Origin of the sequence: Lachnoclostridium sp. An181 (assembly GCF_002160325.1) — a bacterium.
Classification (GTDB): Bacteria; Bacillota; Clostridia; order Lachnospirales; family Lachnospiraceae; genus An181.
Genome location: NZ_NFKJ01000024.1, coordinates 1 through 18,712, shown reverse-complemented (window position 1 = coordinate 18,712; position 18,712 = coordinate 1). Strand labels below are relative to the sequence as shown.

At 42.7% G+C, this 18,712-nt stretch carries 10 protein-coding genes; 6 read left to right on the top strand and 4 right to left on the bottom strand.

Annotated features, from left to right (window positions below; translation table 11 throughout):
* The first annotated feature begins 85 nt into the window (after nucleotides 1–85).
* A complete protein-coding gene (locus tag B5F18_RS11350) occupies nucleotides 86–5,986 on the top strand; it encodes an endo-alpha-N-acetylgalactosaminidase family protein (protein WP_087157770.1) in 5,901 nt (1,966 codons plus the stop codon).
* Nucleotides 5,987–6,057: 71 nt separating this feature from the next.
* Here B5F18_RS11350 and B5F18_RS11345 read toward each other — a convergent pair whose 3' ends face one another.
* The 3 genes from B5F18_RS11345 to B5F18_RS11335 all read right to left on the bottom strand — a co-directional run bounded on the left by B5F18_RS11345 (nucleotide 6,058) and on the right by B5F18_RS11335 (nucleotide 7,819).
* A complete protein-coding gene (locus B5F18_RS11345; protein WP_330394173.1) occupies nucleotides 6,058–6,396 on the bottom strand; it encodes a thioredoxin family protein in 339 nt (112 codons plus the stop codon).
* Nucleotides 6,397–6,412: 16 nt separating this feature from the next.
* Entirely contained in the window at nucleotides 6,413–7,426 is a 1,014-nt protein-coding gene (locus B5F18_RS11340) for a permease (protein WP_087157768.1), read from the bottom strand.
* 84 nt (nucleotides 7,427–7,510) lie between these two features.
* The gene (locus B5F18_RS11335) at nucleotides 7,511–7,819 is read right to left on the bottom strand and encodes an ArsR/SmtB family transcription factor (RefSeq protein WP_087157767.1); all 309 of its coding nucleotides are present in this window, start codon (nucleotides 7,817–7,819) and stop codon (nucleotides 7,511–7,513) included.
* Between the two features lie 271 nt (nucleotides 7,820–8,090).
* Here B5F18_RS11335 and B5F18_RS11330 point away from each other — a divergent pair, with 271 nt between their 5' ends.
* The 4 genes from B5F18_RS11330 to B5F18_RS12525 all read left to right on the top strand — a co-directional run bounded on the left by B5F18_RS11330 (nucleotide 8,091) and on the right by B5F18_RS12525 (nucleotide 16,661).
* Nucleotides 8,091–13,985 carry an endo-alpha-N-acetylgalactosaminidase family protein gene (locus B5F18_RS11330; protein ID WP_162607589.1) on the top strand — a complete coding sequence of 1,965 codons (5,895 nt, stop codon included), beginning with the start codon at nucleotides 8,091–8,093 and terminating at the stop codon, nucleotides 13,983–13,985.
* A 202-nt stretch (nucleotides 13,986–14,187) separates the two neighbouring features.
* Nucleotides 14,188–14,478 (top strand): transposase, encoded by a 291-nt coding sequence (locus tag B5F18_RS11325; RefSeq protein ID WP_087157765.1) that lies wholly within the window; start codon nucleotides 14,188–14,190, stop codon nucleotides 14,476–14,478.
* Nucleotides 14,475–15,368: an IS3 family transposase gene (locus tag B5F18_RS11320; protein WP_143468424.1), complete on the top strand. Its 894-nt coding sequence runs from the start codon at nucleotides 14,475–14,477 to the stop codon at nucleotides 15,366–15,368. Before B5F18_RS11325 ends, B5F18_RS11320 begins: the two co-directional genes overlap by 4 nt.
* A gap of 855 nt (nucleotides 15,369–16,223) precedes the next feature.
* Nucleotides 16,224–16,661, top strand: coding sequence for a hypothetical protein (locus B5F18_RS12525; RefSeq protein ID WP_087157763.1), 438 nt, complete (start codon nucleotides 16,224–16,226; stop codon nucleotides 16,659–16,661).
* 294 nt (nucleotides 16,662–16,955) lie between these two features.
* On the opposite strand, the gene B5F18_RS12770 is transcribed toward B5F18_RS12525, so the two are convergent.
* Nucleotides 16,956–17,345, bottom strand: coding sequence for a hypothetical protein (locus B5F18_RS12770; protein ID WP_162607588.1), 390 nt, complete (start codon nucleotides 17,343–17,345; stop codon nucleotides 16,956–16,958).
* A gap of 75 nt (nucleotides 17,346–17,420) precedes the next feature.
* On the opposite strand from B5F18_RS12770, the gene B5F18_RS12765 reads away from it, so the two are divergent.
* Nucleotides 17,421–18,437, top strand: a complete 1,017-nt coding sequence (locus tag B5F18_RS12765; RefSeq protein WP_242955860.1) for a hypothetical protein — start codon at nucleotides 17,421–17,423, stop codon at nucleotides 18,435–18,437.
* The last annotated feature ends 275 nt before the right edge of the window (nucleotides 18,438–18,712 follow it).

Genomic DNA, 18,712 nt, shown 5'->3' with positions numbered 1-18,712 from the left:
GAAGAGAGAAGAAAAAAGTATAATTTATTACGAGGAAAACAAGAAAAATCAGTAAAAAACACAAAACGAAAAGGAGGAAAAGCGTGTGAAAAGAAAACATGTCTCAAAAATTATGGCATTGTTTTTAGCAGGAACCATGGCGGTTACGATGTTGCCAGTGCAAAGCCTGGCAAAAGAGTCTTCGGCTTATAGTGAAACCAAGGCGAGCATGGATGTGGACGGCTGGGTCCTGCAAAGGCAGAGCGAAGACACCAATGTAGAGATTCAGGATGGCTGGATCGTAGCAGATGAAGACGGAAACGGTGTGACGATTGATTATGGAAAGATTACGCGGGATACCGGAACTCAGGGCTGGGTGGTTTATGACAGTGATGAGCCATATTATAAAAATAGTTCCCTGGAATACGATATTACTTTTACGGATTCAGAAGACGGTGATTGGATTGCGACAGCACTGGCCACGAGAGCAACAAGCGGAAAAAATTATGAAGGATTCGCCATTACAAATGGAGCAGGCCTTGAGAGGACCGGGCGTAGAGATGGAGTAGAGTCTTATGCGGGGATCAGCAATCTTCTCGGAACAAGATTTGAATACAACAAAACGTATCATCTGAGAATGGAAACACTGGAAAACAATATTACCGTTTATCTCACTCAGGATGACAAAGAAGAGAAACTGACTTCTTTTGAAAGCCCGATCGGATTGGAAGAAAGTTCCTTTGGATTGCGTATTTGGAGGGGCGGAAAGAAAATTAAGATAGACAACATAGAGAGGAAAGAACTTGTGAATTCTTCTTTGGAAAGTGGAGTTAAGCAAGTTGACAAAGAAGAATGGGGAAACACGGATGTAGCCGTGCCGGTTTGTTTTGGAAACGGAGATTCTATTGTTTCTGTTGCGAATGGAGAAAACATATTGAATGCCGGTACCGATTATGAGGTGAAAGACAGCCAGCTTATTTTGAAAAAAGAATACATTGCCAGTCAGAACGATAATTTCCAGCTGCAGATTTCTTTTGAAAAGGGCAGCAGTGCATCCTTATGGGTTGTGAAATATAACCCGGATAGTGCAAAGGAATATATCTGGACTCCTGACCAGGGTATTGGTATGTGGAAGAGCGTAGATGGAAACGGTACATACACACTTGAAGATGATGGCATGAGAATGGTGGGCCGAAATGTTTTGATCAATGAGCAGGCTCCTGCATCAGTAAATGGCGAGATAGAGATCACATTCGAGTTGTTTGATGATGACGGTGTAGGCGGCATGGGAGGTCTTTTCAGAGTAGATCCGTTGAAAAACAGCTGGCAGGGAATTGCCAATGTAAATGGATGCGAAATGTGGGGATTCCTGAATTCCGATGGTAATAAACAAGAGCTTATCAATGACGGAACAACATTCTTATCCCGTGACGGAGTAAAAGACTATAAGTTAAAAGTACGGTTTGAAAATGATTCTGCCACAATTTGGCTGGACGATCAATTGATGACAACTTCCGATGTCAGCCAGATGAAAGAAACAATGGGGAATATGGGACTGTATTTGGAAGATGACGGGGAGATTTTGGTGAAAAAGGCCGTATTTCGTGAAATCAATCCATTGAAAGAAGAAACCGAGGAGAGAGAGACAGTATCCATAACAAATGATGGGCTAAAAGTCAATTTAGACGAAGATTTCCCACGTGTCGCGGAATATGAATTAAATGGCAAAAAAATGGATGGTTCCAGAGTTCGTTATAATTATGTAACCATTAATACTGTAAATATTCCGGCAACTGCGCAGATTGTAGAACAGGATGAAAATTCTGTAAGATATCATGTGACTCCGGATCCGGAAAAGACAGGCGTGACATTTGACGTGGTATTCCAGGTAAAGGAAGACCAGATTTTGGAAATGTTGTTCCAAAACATTGAGGAGCCAAATGGAGAACCGGTAAATTCCATCAGCCTTCCAAGACAGCCGCTGATTTCTGCAAGCAGCGACCAGGAAGGAGCGTCACTGGATGCCAGCTGGATCAATGGAACTGCAGGAGGATTCAGTGATATTCACGAAACAATCAGTGAGAAGAAAATTTCCACAACAGCGGATCGGGCTGTGACCATTCCGATCATTTCCGCAAACGGACTTTCCGCAGCCATGTTTAACAATGTATATGTGGACAGAAAAGAATTTTCATACCGTGCATTTAATCTTCCTGATGGAAATATCAGTGCAGGATTCTGGAACAGTGATTTCATTTACCGTGGACTGGACGGAGAGAAGGTATTGCCGTTTGAGTCTGAGCCAGAAGAAAAAGATCTGTACTGTCGCGTTGCGATTACAGAAGATACAAATGGAGACAATGAAGTAAACTGGCAGGATGGGGCAAATGTACTGAAAAAGCTGACAGACGGCGTGATTCCTGGAAGTGAGGATGCAGCTCGCAGGTTTTTCCATGTTGGTTACAATTTTGCCAGTGGTGCACAGCAGCCATTCTTGAAAGTTGCGGACAACATGAAACGTCTTTCCAACTATATGGACGGATTTGGACAGAATCTGATTTTCAAAGGATATGCAAATGAAGGGCATGATTCCGGACATGCGGATTATCAGGACGTCAATAAACGTGCAGGCGGTGCGGAAGATATGAATGTAGCTATTGCAGAAGCAGATAAGATCAATTCTGATTTTGGTATTCATATCAATGCGTATGAGGCTTATCCAGAGGCAAAAATGTACAATGATCATGTGATTTCCAACCGTACAGGCTGGGCATGGATGGATCAGGCATCGTGTATCCGTCGTGACGTAGACTTGCTGGACGGCACATTTGATGACAGATTGAACAAATTATTTGAGCAGACACCTGACCTGGACTTTGTATATGTAGACTGCTGGTGGGGAAATCGATGGGATCAGCTGAAACTGATCGGCAACCTTCTTGGCAACGGAGCTGAAAAGTTTGCAACAGAAAATGGAAAAGACATGAACCGGTTTAATTCATGGGTACATTCCACAGCTACAGATGCAAGCTCTATTCACCACTTTGTTTATCACACACAGAAGGATGTGTATAATTCCAGTCCTATTTACTGGGGTGGATATAATCGTGCAGTATCTATGATGTCCTGGCAGCACAACAATAACATCAATTCACTGGTAGAGCAGTTCTATACAAATCAGCTGCCGCAGAAATATCTGATGTGCCATGAAGTGCTGAAACAGACAAATGATTCTGCAACATTTGAAGGAAATGTAACTTCCGGAAATTGGGTGATCACAAAAGACGGCAATAAGATCACAGATGGCCAAGGCAAGATCTTTATCCCTTGGTATGCAGAGGACAGCGAGACAAAGAATCCGGATGAGGCAGCAAAAATTTACCATTGGAACAATGACGGCGGGGAAACAACATGGATATTGCCGGAGAACTGGACAAATCTTGAAAATGTATATCTGTATCAGACAACACAGACAGGAAAGCAACTGGTAGATACCATTGACGTGAAGGACGGGCAGGTGACGATCAATGCAGATGCAAGAACTCCATACGTGGTCTATCCGGGAGAGGCAAAAGCGGACAAGACAGAGTGGAGCGTTGGAAGCCCAATGAAAGATACTGGATTTAACAGCCGTGATTTCTCCATCTGGAATAAGAGCGGAGACGCTGATATCCAGTTCAATGATGATGGAAATGGTGTATCAATCCTGACAATCGGCGGAACAGAAGAAGGCGCCGTTTCTCAGACCATGGAAGGTTTGGTTCCTGGACAGAAATACCGCGTAGCAGCATTCGTGGGAGCAGAGAATGGAAAAACAGCACGTGTTACAGTGGAAACACCGGATGGAAAGACATACGAAAATTATCTGGAACAGGTAGGGCTGACAAATCAATATTTTGACAGTTATGCAAAAGGAAAAAATGTACAGAGAATGTGGGTAGATTTTGTACAGCCAGAAGGAGAGACAACAGCAGTCGTAAAACTTTCCGGTAATTCCTGCGACAATGCAGATGGCAAAGTGACATTTATGGAGACTCGTATTGTGAAAACAAATGAGCCGGATTTATCAGAAGATTATGTGGCAAATGAAACATTTGAATATGTAGAACAGGGAGCCTATGGTATTTTCAGTCCTGAGCGTTCTGCAGACGGAGTACCGCATCTTTCTGAGACACACCTTCCATATACAAGCGACACAATCTCAGGTGATTGGTCTTTGAAATTATATGGCGAAAACGGACAAGGAGAAGTGACTGTGCGCACGAGCCCTGCTACAATGCGCTTGATGCCAAACACAGAATATGAAATGGAATTTGATACTCTTGGAGATGGAACTGTATATGTACAGTCTGAATCAGATGGAAATGATAAAGTGCTTACAGGAAGTATCAAAACAGGACATAATACATTTACATTTATCACAGGCGATAAAGACGATTATATTGTACGTATCGAAAGAGGAAGAGTTCTGGACAACTTCACAGTCAAAGAAGTGATCATTGACAGAACAGCTCTTGAAACACTTGTGGAAGAGGCCAAAGCAGTAGATGAATCTGCATATACAAAAGAATCCGTGGAATATTTAAACGCAGTGATCAAAAAAGCAGAAGAACTTTTGGAAACAGAAACAGATGAAAATGCACTGAAAGAAATGTACTATGAGCTGGCTGACGCGATAGATGCGCTTGTAGAAATTGTGGACGGATATGGACGGATTGAATTTGAAAATGCAAATTCCTATACACAGGAGAAAAATCCGGATGTTGGAGTAGGAACAAGTGCGGAACCGGCAGATGGTGGTATTGTAATGGGATTTACATTTGACGGTGCATGGTATCAGTTTGATGCTGTGGATTTTGGAAACAAAGCGCCGAAGAATATCACAGTCAGATATTCAGGTACATATAATTGTTTTGACGATGCAAGAGTGGAAATCCGTCTTGGTGACAAAGATGGAGAGGTGATTGGGACTGTCAATACTCCGGAAACAGGAGACTGGAGCAATTATGTTTCCGTGACAGCAGATATTGACCCGGCACAGGCACAGAAACTGACAGGTATGCAGTCTATCTGCCTTGTACTTAGAGGAACAAGAACAAGCGGTAAGACATACGTTGGAAATTACAACTGGATTGAATTCACACCAGGAGAAGAGAGAGTAGAACTTTCCACAGACGTTCTGGAATATGCGATCGAACTTGCAAAGAGCGCAGATACAGAAGGTGTGATCGACTCTGTGAAAACAGCTTTTGAACAGGCACTTGCAGACGCAGAACAGATGCTTGCAGATGTAAACGCAGGTGTTGCAGGAATTACACAGGCAGATGTGGATACGTGCTGGCAGAACCTGATCAAAGCAATGCAGTATCTGTCCTTCAAACAGGGAAATAAAACAGACCTTGAAAAAGTCGTTGCTCTGGCAGCAGACATTGAAGGAAGACTGGATTCCTATATGGATGATGGAAAACAGGCATTTGTAGATGCACTTGCAGCTGCAAGAGAGACATTGACAGATGGAGATGCCATGCAGGATGAAGTCAATGAGGCATGGAGAGGTCTTCTTGAGGCAATGGCGAACTTAAGACTGAAACCAGATAAGAGCGCGTTAGAGAGCCTGATCAATGAGGCATCCGCACTTTCTGAAGATGCATATGAGGCAGAAAGTTTTGGCGTGATGAGAACAGCACTTGCGGGGGCTAAGGAAGTATTTGCTGATGAAAATGCAGATCAGAAGGCAGTGACAGCAGCAGAAGAAAACTTAAAAGATGCAGTTGCAAAACTGATACCGGTATCTGAAGGAGCGAAAGCTGATAAGAACGATACTATCAAAGCAACAGCAGACAAACAGGCGAATGCACTGGGAACAACTGCTACAACAACAAAAGCAAATGCAAACAATGCAGCAAAATCTGCGAAGACAGGAGATGCCACAGATCCAATGGCAGCTGTAGCAATGATGGCAGTGGCTATGGCAGCAGTTGTTGTAGTTTGGAAGAAACGCAGATAGGGAAAAGAGAGAGTAAAAGAATAAAAGGAGCTCTATGTGAACGGTGCTACCATTCGCAAAGAGCTCTTTTCTTATCTTTGATTTTCCCTTAACTTGTCAAGTAAAGAGAGCACATCATTTGGTTTTAACACCTTTCCGGTTGAGACAACCTTTTTATTGACAACAAGTGCGGGCATACTCATCACGCCATATTCCATGATTTTTTGCATATCGATAATATATTCTACCTCTACGGAAAGCCCCATTTTCTTTATGGCTTGTTTTGTGTTTTCATACTGGTCATGGCAGGATTTACAGCCCGTTCCTAATACTTTGATAGAATAGATTTTCCCATTGTCTGCAGCAGAGCAGCTGGCGGATGCAGTAGTTTCTGCTTTCTTTTTCTTTCCAAATTGAAATAATGACATCATGATAATCTCCTGAATTTTAAACGATCCAATATTGCATTACATTGAAGAAATATCCCACAATGACGATCCCGCCTGTACAGATTGCAATAAAAATGCCCAGTAGTTTTGGTTTCACTGCCTTGCGCAGCATGATCATGGAAGGAAGGGACAATGTAGTCACTGCCATCATGAAGGACAAGACAACACCGAGTAGAGCGCCTTTTGACAATAATGCTTCTGCGATAGGGATTGTACCGAAAATATCCGCATACATCGGAATGCCCACGAGCGTGGCAAGAATTACACCAAACGGATTGTTGTCGCCAAGTGAGTTTACAATAAAATGTTCCGGAATCCAGTTGTGAATGATTGCACCGATTCCTACACCGATGAGAATGTATGGGGTAACTTTTTTTACGGTTTGGATAACCTGTTCCCACGCATATCTTAGACGGTCTTTGAAATGGAGTTCTTCTTGTGGAACATCCATGTCGTGACCAATTCGGATATATTCTTCTACCTGATCATCAAGGCGTAATTTTTCAATCAATGTGCCTCCTATAACGGCAATGATCAAACCCAATATCACATATAGGACAGCAACTTTCCAACCGAAAATACTCATCAGCAAAACAAGGCTTCCCAGGTCAACCATTGGCGAAGAAATCAAAAAAGAGAATGTAACACCGAGCGGCAGACCTGCGCTTGTAAATCCGATAAATAACGGAATCGACGAGCAGGAACAAAAAGGAGTCACCGTACCAAGTAAGGCGGCGATGATATTTGCCCAAATACCTTGAAATCTGCCAAGTATCCGTTTGGTCCTTTCTGGCGGGAAATAACTTTGGATATAGGAAATGATCAAGATTAAAACGCCGAGCAGTATCATGATCTTAATCGTATCATAGATGAAAAATTGAATGCTGCCGCCGATTCTGCTTGAGGTATCCAGACCGCAGGCATTTAAAATGAATGCGACAAGCCGATTAAGCCAGCCCATCCCTAAAACTTCAGTCTGAAAAAAATCCCATGTTGTTTTTACTGTTTCCATAAAGAACTCCTCTCATATAGTCATATTGAAATATATCTATTTAAAATCTTTAATGTAAGTCGTGTCAAAAAGTATTTTCTTCAATTACTTTTCATGACACGACTTGTTTTTACATTCTATAGCAAATGATGTGAGGGCCTGCAAACATTCTTCGGCTTGTTTTACGCCTTTTTCTGAAATGGAGTAATACATCCATTTTCCTTCTTTGCGGCCAATGACAATCCCGGAATCACAAAGAATTTTCATATGATGAGAAAGCGTAGGCTGTGTAACATTGATTTCTTCCAATAGTTTACAGGCGCATTTTTCGCCAGTACGAAGCAGCTTTATTATTTTAATACGGTTTTCATCGCAAAATGCTTTAAAGATTCCCGCTATTTTCTTTTCATCCATATAATCTCTCACCCCACATAGATTGATATCCCTGTGATAGTATATAGAATACATAGATATTTGTCAATGTGTTTTTGAAAATATAACAAGTTTTGAACAAAACCAAATAGTATAAAAAAAGGGCGATAATGTGGATGGAGTAAAAAAGTGAAAGTTGTATACTGATAGTACCACGTATACTGGCAAAAATAGGCGAAAAGAAAGGAGGGAAAGAAAAGGCCATACCACAAACGTGTATTTAGCAAGGAATAGTATGGAAGGAGGAAGAATCGTGAAAAAGAATTTTTACTCAAAAATGATGGCAGTATGTTTGGCCGGAGCCATGGCAGTGACAATGGTACCGGTGCAGACACTTGCAAAAGAGTCCGCAGTATATGAAGAGAGAAAAACGGATGCGGACGGCTGGGTGCTCCAAAGGCAGAGTGAGACCACCAACATGGAACTTCAGGATGGCTGGATCGTGCCGGATGAAGACGGAAACGGCGTGACGATCGATTATGGAAAAATTGTAAGAGATACCGGAAACCAGGGCTGGGTCGTGTATGACAGTGATGAACCGTACTATAAAAACAGTTCCCTGGAATACGATATTACCTTTACAGATTCCGAGGATGGAAACTGGATCGCCACAGCGCTGGCTCCAAGAGCAACGGACGGTAAAAACTATGAAGGATTTGCTATCACCAATGGGACAGGCCTGGAGCGCACGGGCCGGAGAGATGGTGTGGAAACCTATGCAGGAGTCAGCAACCTTGCAGGCGTAAATTTTGAGTACAACAAAACATACCATTTAAGAATGGAGACGGTCGACAGCAATATTACGGTGTATGTCACAAAGGATGGCAAGGAAGAAAAATTAACTGCCTTTGAAAGCCCGATCGGACTTGAGGAAAGTTCCTGGGGATTTCGTATTTGGAGAGGCGGAAAAAAGATCAAAATCGATAATATTGAGCGTAAAGAGATTGTAAACTCAGACCTTGGAAAAAGTGTTGCGCAGATTCCAAAGGATGAATGGGGAAAAGAAGATGTATCCGTACCGGTACAGTTTGGAAATGGAGACAGCATTTCTGCCATTTTAAATGGGGATCATAAACTGGTGGAAGGACAGGACTATACTGTAGCAGAAGGTGCGCTGGTTCTGAAAAAAGAATACATTGCATCTATGGAGAACAGTTTCCGGCTGCAGGTTGAATTTGCAAAGGGAAGTACTGCCACATTGCATGTGATGAAGTACGATCCATATGAAGAGGTGGAATATGTCTGGACACCGGATCAGGGTATTGACATGTGGAAGAGCCTGGAAGGCGATGGAACTTTTGAACTGCAGGAAGATGGAATGCGCGTGACAGGACGTAATTTCCTGATTAATGAGCAGGCGCCTATTGCAGTCAACGGAGAAATCGAAGTGACATTTGAATTCCTTCATGACAATTGGACAAAGGATACGAAAGCACATGGTTTTGGATGTCTTTTCCGTGCTGATCAAATTAACAAGTCATGGCAGAATGTTTCTGTGCAGGGATATGTCAGCAGCCAGCCAGTGTGGGCGTTTACAAACAGTGACGGGGCATCCAAAGAGCTTTTGATGGATGGAGACGTACTGCTTTCCCGTGATGGAGTAAAGGATTACAAGATCAAGGAACGTTTTGAGGATGATTCCATGACTATATGGATGGATGACCAGTTTGTACATACAGCAGGTGTGGAACAGGCAGAAGCAGTTCCTGGAAACATGGGTATCATGATGGATGGAACAGAAGGCGACATCCTTGTGAAAAAGGTTGTATTCCGCGAAGTAAAACCTTTCCAGGAAGAGACGGGAGAACGCAAGACAACAAAGATCACAAAAGATGGATTGACTGTAAATCTGGATGAGAACTTCCCAAGAGTTGCAAATTATGAACTGAATGGAAAGACAATGAATGGCGCTGAACTTCGCCATAACTATGTGACGATCAACACGGTCAATATGAAGGCGACAGCTGAGATTACAAATCAGACAGAGGACTCCATAACTTATCATGTGACTCCGGATCCGGAAAAAAGCAAAATTACGTTTGATGTGGTATTCAACGTAAAAGAGGATCAGATCCTGGAGATGCTCATCACAAATGTTCAGGAGCCAAAAGACGAACTTTTGTACTCTGTAGGATTTCCAAAACAGCCGATGATTTCAGCAAACAGTGCACAGCCAGGTGCAAAACTGGATGCAAGCTGGATCTTCAAAGGACCTGGAAACTGGGGTGTACAGGACATCCACAAGACAATCGCGGACAAGGATATTTCCCTGACAGCGCCATATGCAGTAAATATTCCGATCATTACAACAGATGAATTATCCGCAGCTGTTTTCAACAACGTATATCTGGATGGAGATGAATATCTGTACGGTGCATTTGAACTTCCGAATGGCGAAGTTTCCGCAGGTTTCTGGAACAATGAGTTTATGTACCGCGGACTGGATGACGAGAAGGTACTTCCATTCGTAGCTGAGCCGGATGAACAGAATCTGTACAGCCGCGTTGCAATCACAGAGGATACAAACGGCGACAATCAGATGGATTGGCAGGACGGTGGAAATGCACTGAAAAAACTGACAAAAGATGCGATCCCAGGAGGCGATGAGGCGGCACGCCGTTTCTTCCACGTTGGTTACAATTTTGCCAGCGGTGCACAGCAGCCATTCTTAAAAGTTGCAGACAACATGAAACGTCTTTCCAACTATATGGATGGATTTGGACAGAATCTTGTATTTAAAGGATACGCGAACGAAGGATATGATTCCGGACATGCGGATTATGAGGATGTCAACAAGCGTGCCGGAGGAGCAAAGGATATGAATGTTGCCATTGCAGAGGCAGACAAGATCCATTCTGATTTTGGTATCCATATCAACAATGCGGAGGCATATCCTGAGGCAAAAATGTATAACGACCATGTAATATCCGGTTTGAATGGCTGGAGATGGATGGATCAGTCAAAATACATCCGCCGTGAAGTGGATATGCTGGAAGGAACATTTGATGCAAGACTGGATAAGTTGTTTGACCAGACTCCTGACCTGGATTTTGTTTATATCGACTGCTGGGAAGGAGACCGATGGGAAGAATTAAAACTTGTCGGAAATATGCTCAGGAATGGTGCGGAAATGTTTGGGACAGAGAATGCTCCGGACTTGAACCGTTTTGGCGTATGGGTTCACAGCACAGGCGGAACAAGTACAAACGGAATTCATCAGTTTGTATATAACACACAGAAGGATATCTATCCGTCAAGTTCCATTTACTGGGGCGGATATAATCGTGCGGTATCTATGATGTCCTGGCAGCACAACAACAATATCAATTCATTGGTAGAACAGTTCTACACAAACCAGCTGCCACAAAAATATTTGATGTGCCACGATGTGTTGAAACAGACAAATGATTCTGCAACATTTTCAGGTAATGTGACATCCGGAAACTGGATCATCACAAAAGATGGAAATAAAATCACAGACGGCCAGGGCAAGATCTTCATTCCTTGGTACGATGAGGACAGTAAGACACAGAATCCGGACGAGGCAGCAAAAATCTACCACTGGAACAGCAATGGCGGAGAAACAACATGGGCACTGCCAAAGAGCTGGTCAGATTTAAGCAATGTATATCTTTATAAAACAACACAAAATGGCAAGACATTGGTTGATACCATTGATGTTGTGGATGGACAGGTAACAATCAACGCAGACGCAAAAACTCCATATGTGGTTTACCCAGGAGAGGCAAAAGCGGACAACACAGAGTGGAGTGTTGGAAGTCCAATGAAGGATACTGGATTTAACAGCCGCGATTTCTCTATCTGGAACAAGAGCGGGGACGCTGACATTCAGTTTAACGACGATGGAAACGGTGTATCTATCCTGACGATCGGCGGAACAAAAGAAGGTGCAGTATCTCAGACAATGGAAGGACTGGTACCTGGACAGAAATACCGCGTTGTAGCATTCGTGGGAGCAGAGAACGGAAAGACAGCACGCATCACGGTTGAGACACCGGATGGACAGACACATGAAAATTATATTGATCAGGTGATCATGAGCAATCAGTACTTTGACAACTATGCAAAAGGAAAAATGGTCCAGAAAATGTGGGTAGACTTTGTACAGCCAGAAGGAGAGACAGTAGCAGTTGTCAAATTTTCTGCAGATGCATGTGACAATGAGGCAGGCAAAGCAACCTTTATGGAAACCCGTATTGTGGAGACAAAAGAGCCGGATCTTCCGGAAGGATATGTGGCAAATGAGACATTTGAGTACATTGAACAGGGTGCATACGGAATCTTTAACCCAGAGCGCTCCGCAGACGGTGTACCGCATCTTTCCGAGACCCACCTTCCATATACAACCGATACGATTTCAGGAGACTGGTCATTGAAATTATATGGACATTATGGACAGGGAGATGTGACAGTTCGCACAAGCCCAGCGACTATGCGCCTTTTGCCAAACCGTGAGTATGAAATGGAATTTGATACACTTGGAAGCGGCAAAGTATATGTACAGTCTGAAACTGACAGCTCCGATCAGGTATTGAGCAAGGACTTTGCAGCAGGACACAGCAAATTTACATTTGCAACAGGCGATAAGACAGACTATATCGTGCGCATTGAACGTGGACAGGTATTGGATAACTTCTCTGTAAAAGATAACGGAGAACCAGTGATCATCCGTACAGAATTCCCGAAAACAGCAAACTCTATCACAGAGCTGATGGAAAGTCTGCCGGACACATTGGAAGTGGAAGTAAAAGGTGTGGTAAGTGAAACACCGGTTGTATGGAATGAATGCACAGAAGATGAAGATTTTGCCGGTTACTATACAGTCATTGGTAAACTTCCAAAATTCGACAACAAAGAGATCAGTTTCGATGTTGCAATCAATATTGTGACAGTGGAGGCAGAGGATTATACAGCCGAGAGCGGTACACAGTTTGAGGATGATCCTCCGACTTATGTAGCATACATTGACACTGGTGACTGGATGGAATATAAGGTTAATATTCCAAAAGCAGGAACCTATGCACTGGGTTATGTCATTGCTGCAAATGGAAACTCCCCGATAGATGGAGTGGAGTTTGTTGTAAACGGAACACCATGTGGAACAACTACATTGCAAGGTACAGGTGGATGGCAGAACTGGCAGCATTTTGATGGAGGTCTGGTAGAATTTGCAGAAACAGGTGAATACACAGTACGTCTTAACGTAGTGGGCGGCGGATGGAATATCGATAAATTTGAATTGACATTGAAGTCCTCGGCAGAAGAGGTAGAACTTTCCACAGCCATTCTGGAATATGCAATTGACCTTGCAAAGAGTGCAGACACAGAAGGTGTGATCGACTCTGTGAAAGCAGCTTTTGAACAAGCACTTGCGGATGCAGAACGGATGCTTGCAGATGTAAACGCAGGCGTTACAGGAATCACACAGGCAGATGTGGATACATGCTGGCAGAACCTGATCAAAGTAATGCAGTATCTTTCCTTCAAACAGGGAGACAAATCAGATCTTGAAAAAGTAGTTGCACTGGCAGCAGACATTGAGGGAAGATTAGATTCCTACCTGGACGACGGAAAACAGGCATTTACAGATGCACTTGCAGCTGCAAGAGAGACTTTGGCAGATGGAGATGCAATGCAGGAGGAAGTAAACCAGGCATGGAGAGGTCTTCTTGAGGCAATGGCGAACTTAAGACTGAAACCGGATAAGAGTGCTCTTGAGAGCTTGATCAATGAGGCATCTGCACTTTCCGAAGATGCATATGAGGCAGAAAGCTTTGGAGCGATGAGAACAGCGCTTGCAAAAGCGCAGGAAGTATTTGCTGACGAAACTGCAGACCAGATGGCAGTGACAGCAGCAGAAGAAAACTTGAAAGATGCGGTTGCAAAACTGGTACCAGTATCCGAAGGAGCAAAAGCCGGAGAACAAGATACAGATACAACAAAAGCAACAGCAGACAAGCAGGCAAATGCATCAGGAACAACTGCGACAACAAATACAGACAATGCAAATACAAACAATACAGCAAAATCTGCAAAAACAGGAGACAGCGCAGATCCAATGGCAGCGGCAGCAGTTGCGGTTATGGCAATGGCAGCAGCACTTGTGGCTTGGAAGAAACGCAGATAAGGAAAAGAGAAGTAGAAAGTAATAAATAACAGCGCCATGGCAAACCGTGGCGCTGTTATTTATAATTAAATATTATTTTATGAAGCATCTGGCGAAAATGTCAGATGCTTTTTCTGTATATAATTTGGAGTGGTAGCATTTAAGTAGAGTCGTAAAACTCACCAAATCTATGATATTATCAATATATAGGAAGGTGAGAAAAATGCAATACGACAAATCATTTAAAGAAGAAGCACTGAAACTCTCCGACGAAATCGGATTAAAAGCGGCAGCCGCTCAATTAGGTATACCATATTACACACTGTCTGGATGGCGTAACAACCGAAAAAAATACGGAGCTGATTTATATTGTGGCAGTGGTCATAAACGGATGTCTGCAGATCCTGCAGAACAGCGTATCCGGGAACTGGAAAAGGAAAATGCAGAACTCAAACATTCCAATGAGATTCTGCAGGAGGCACTTGGTTTTTTCCCACAACGCCGAAAGAAATAAGAGCCCATCAGCGTTATCAGTTCATTTTCGAAAAACATCATGGTAAATGGACTGTGAAACTGATGTGCAGAATCCTTTGTGTCAGTGTTTCCGGTTACTATAAATATCGTAGAAACCTCGGTAAACCTAGAAAAGATACCGTTCTTTCGGCAGCAATACAGTCCATTCTGAACGAATCTCCGTATAATGACAATTATGGCGTATCCCGTATGCAGTTAGCACTTCTGCAAAAAGGGCTCAAGGCAGGAATTCGCCGTATTACCCGTATTATGCGGGAACATGGATGGCTGCATAAACCTCATCGTAAACCAAAAGGACTTACACATGCAACAACTGAAATCCAAGAACAGGAAAATTTGATCAAGCAGGATTTTTCAGCATCTCAGCCATTAAAAAAGTTGTTAACTGATATTTCGCAGATACCTTGCCGGGATGGAAAACTGTATATCTCTCCAATTCTGGATTGTTATAACGGAGAGATTCTTTCCTTGATCATGAGAGACAATATGAAAAAGGAATTATGTATCGATACTTTTCATGCTGTTACAAAGCGCTACAAGCTTGACGGCTGTATCCTTCATTCTGACCGAGGGAGCCAGTATACCAGCCAAGCATTCAGAGCAGCATTATCCAACGCGGGAGTGAAACAAAGCCTGAGCGGAGTGAATCACTGTTATGATAATTCCAGAATGGAAAGCTTTTTTGCAACTCTGAAAAAGGAACTTCTCTATCGGATCCCTACTTACAAAATGAAACGGGATGCAGTAAAGACAATCATTTTTCGATATGTGTTTACTTATTACAATCGAATGAGAGTTTATACATCTAACCCAGGCGGATATCCGCCTGTGGTATATCGCACACTGCAGGAGAAACCTCTTGCAGCGTAGACATTGAAAGAATTTAGTGAGTTTAACGACTACACTTTTCTTGACAATTCCAGGGTTACCCGTAAGAGTGGACAAATGGCCAAGACGAAGAATACGGAAAACATACTAAAACAGTGGAAAAAAGAAAGAACACGCTATCGTATTCTAAGAAATTTGAAACTCGAACACTGGAGAACAATAAAACTTGTCAATAGTAGAAGTAGGTACTGGAGAATAGCAAAGGTGCTTGAAACAGTACTCACAGATGAAAGAATAGCCAAACTTGGATATACATCTATGTTTCACTATTATCTAGTAGTTTGTGAAAACTAAAGAACGCCTACTACCGAACGGTATACTAGGTGGTGTAAGAGGCCGGCTAATCAACTAATGGTTGGCCCTCTGCTCCACTTTTATGGAAAAATTGTAAGATGAAAAATTAGATTAAGAAAAAATGAAACTAATAATAAAATATTATCTAATATTTTGATGAAAGGAATGTATTTACATTTTTGTCCGATTTTTGTTCACTATAGTGCATTTCTTATTATTGCGTATTGAATTCAAATTGGTGATATTGTATGCTTTTGCTATAGAAATATAGACTACTTAGTGCAAAATTACAAATCAAAAGGGATGAAAAGGAAGAGAGAAGAAAAAAGTATACTATGATCTCTCGCAATCCTGAGTGATCATAGCCAGCTATCGGCGGCACTGGACTTTGACAAGTAAATATTATCCCAAAAGTGAAAAAATAGACATGCTAAAATGGACGTAACTGTCGCTATGTCTGCAAAAATGCGATATAAGAATCATGAATTATATCGCTTACAAAATCAACTTTTGTAGGGGTGATTGGAAGGGGAGATTCCATGCATGAAGATGTTGCAACATCTTCATGTGATAGAGGCGGCAGTACCACATCTTAGTAGAGCGGTGTCTGCCGTTTTCTATTTAAAAGTTTATTTCCTCATGTTTGTTGGAACGTTTTACGGATGTTTGGGCATTAAATTCCAGTTTCCATTCCTTGCTGTCATGAGACGGGAAGTTGATGAGCCGCGGGTTATCTTTTATGGCCAGATGAACTGTCCGGCTGTATCTGGAGTTGGAGCAGAGCTGGCTACAGGAACAGACATATTTCCGGCTCAGCAGATTGGGACTCCATCTTTACCAATGGTAAAATCATCCTTGTATTCTATTTTGATTCCCCATTTCGCATTCAAGTTGATGAAAGGCTGGATATGTTTTTTCGGCAGTAAAGGTAATAAGGCATGGCATCCGGAACAGAAAATCGCCCCCAGTCGAAAGAATTAAAGGATATTCAATCGGTTGCGCCGCAAATTTCAGGCGATTTGTCAAGTGTTTTTGGCAAAAAAGAGGGGGATTTTAATATAAAGGAATCTGAAAGCCTTGGTTTTACTCACCTGGCTTAAAGATTCCGAGAGATTATTTAATAACTTCTCGGAATCTCAATGAATGAGATTCCAACCGAAACTTGACAACTGAATATCGTGCAGGAAAAGAAATTTATGAGAAATGGACATAAACATTGGACATAGGGGGTGCTATGCCTTGAAAAATCTTATGGAGTCGTTTAAGATATCATTATTAGGCGGTTAATCCTAATAATGATTTTTGAAATGCCTCGATTGATGGCATTTCCCAGGCATCATGATGTTGCAGCATCATGATGCCGTAGAGGCGGCAGTACCACATCTTCGTAGAGCGGTGCCTGCCGTCTTCTAATTTATAGTCCTCCTTCTCACGCTTGTTTGAGCGTTCCACGGAAGTTCTTCCGTCATATTCCTTCTCCCATGCATTACTGTCCCTTGGCGGTATGTTAAATAACCTTGGATTGTCATCGGTAAAGATGTGTACGGTCCTTCCGTATTTCGCCGGTGAACAGGGATGTTCACAGAAGCAGCCACGTTTTCGGTTTGCTTTTGGACATCGGTATTTCGCCCGATGCTTGGCAGCCTCATATCCATCCTTGTGCATACGTAAGCCCATCTTACAGATTGGGACACTGTCCTTATCAATGGTGAAATCGTCCTTATAAGTGAAATGTCCGGTATGACCGGGATTGAGGTCAATAAACGGTGTGATATGTTCCCGTCTGCAGTATTCATAGACAGCATAAGCGTCATGAGCGGAATTCAGAAGGAGCTTTTCAATACGGAATTCCGGAAGATATGCTTTCATAGTGAAAAAGGAATGGAGAAAAGAAAGCATGTCATGGCGGGAAGCACGTTCCAAAAGAGGGAATACAGGGAGGTCACTATGGGAATCGGACGCCACGAACATGTAGAGGTGGTAACCGAAGAAATAGCATTCCCGATGGGAGTCCCAGCCCCAGCTGCAGTCCGGCTGAGAATAATGGCGTTTACAGTTACAGGAAGAACAGCCTTTTTCCTTGCAATCGCAGGTACACGTTTTGCGCTGCTGCGCGGCAGTACGGACAGGAGTGCCATCACCGGCAAGAGCCAGATGGTCTGGATCAATGAGGCCTTTAGAGCAGGAAACCGACAGAAACTGTTGGTGATAAAGCCGGAAAACAAGGGAAAATGGATTTCCCGGTTTGAATTTCCGGCGTTCCAGCAAAGGAAGAAGTTTAGATGCAGTACTGGAAGAATCGCAGGGAGTTTTATCGCCTTTCTTTTTCCCCTTAGGTGGTTTCACTTTAGGGAAACGGTCTTTGGGGGAATGGTTGTTGGAGTCAGCCTGCCAGATGCGGGAAAAGAAATCATAAAAAGTTCCGACACCGGGAGTATTCCCGAAAGAGAAACCACTGAGGATAGCATAAAGAGGAGTTTCCCTGAGCATGCGGCACCAGACTGTGATAGAAGTCACTTTCAGTTTCAAAGCAAGCAGGTAAGAGCGCAGCATACAGGAAGGGAGTCGTGGAGTGGGGCCAAAAACAGAGTAACATTCTTGCATAATGGAATCCGTGAGGGAAAAATCAAGATACCAGAACTGCACGATATAATCCCAGGTACTTTAAGGAAGCACGAAGGGATTAGGATAAAACTTAAGGAAATCGGATACGAAAGTATCCTGATAAGCGGCATGGCCGCCAGGATTACAAGGTAACAAAGAAATCGCCTCCAGTCGATGGAAATAAAATATAATCAATCGGCTTCGTCGCAAATTTTGAGCGATTTGTCAAGCGTTTATTGAAAAAAAGTGGGTGATTTTTTTGAGATAGGGGTCGGAAAGCCTTATAAAATCAAGGTTGAAGATTCCGAGAAGTTATTTTAAAAGAAAGACTAACTATTAAAAGTCAAGTCTAAAATGGAGATTTTGTGAATGAATTGCGGTAACGCATTTCAGATATAGTTGTACCTTGAAAATCGCATGACAAACAG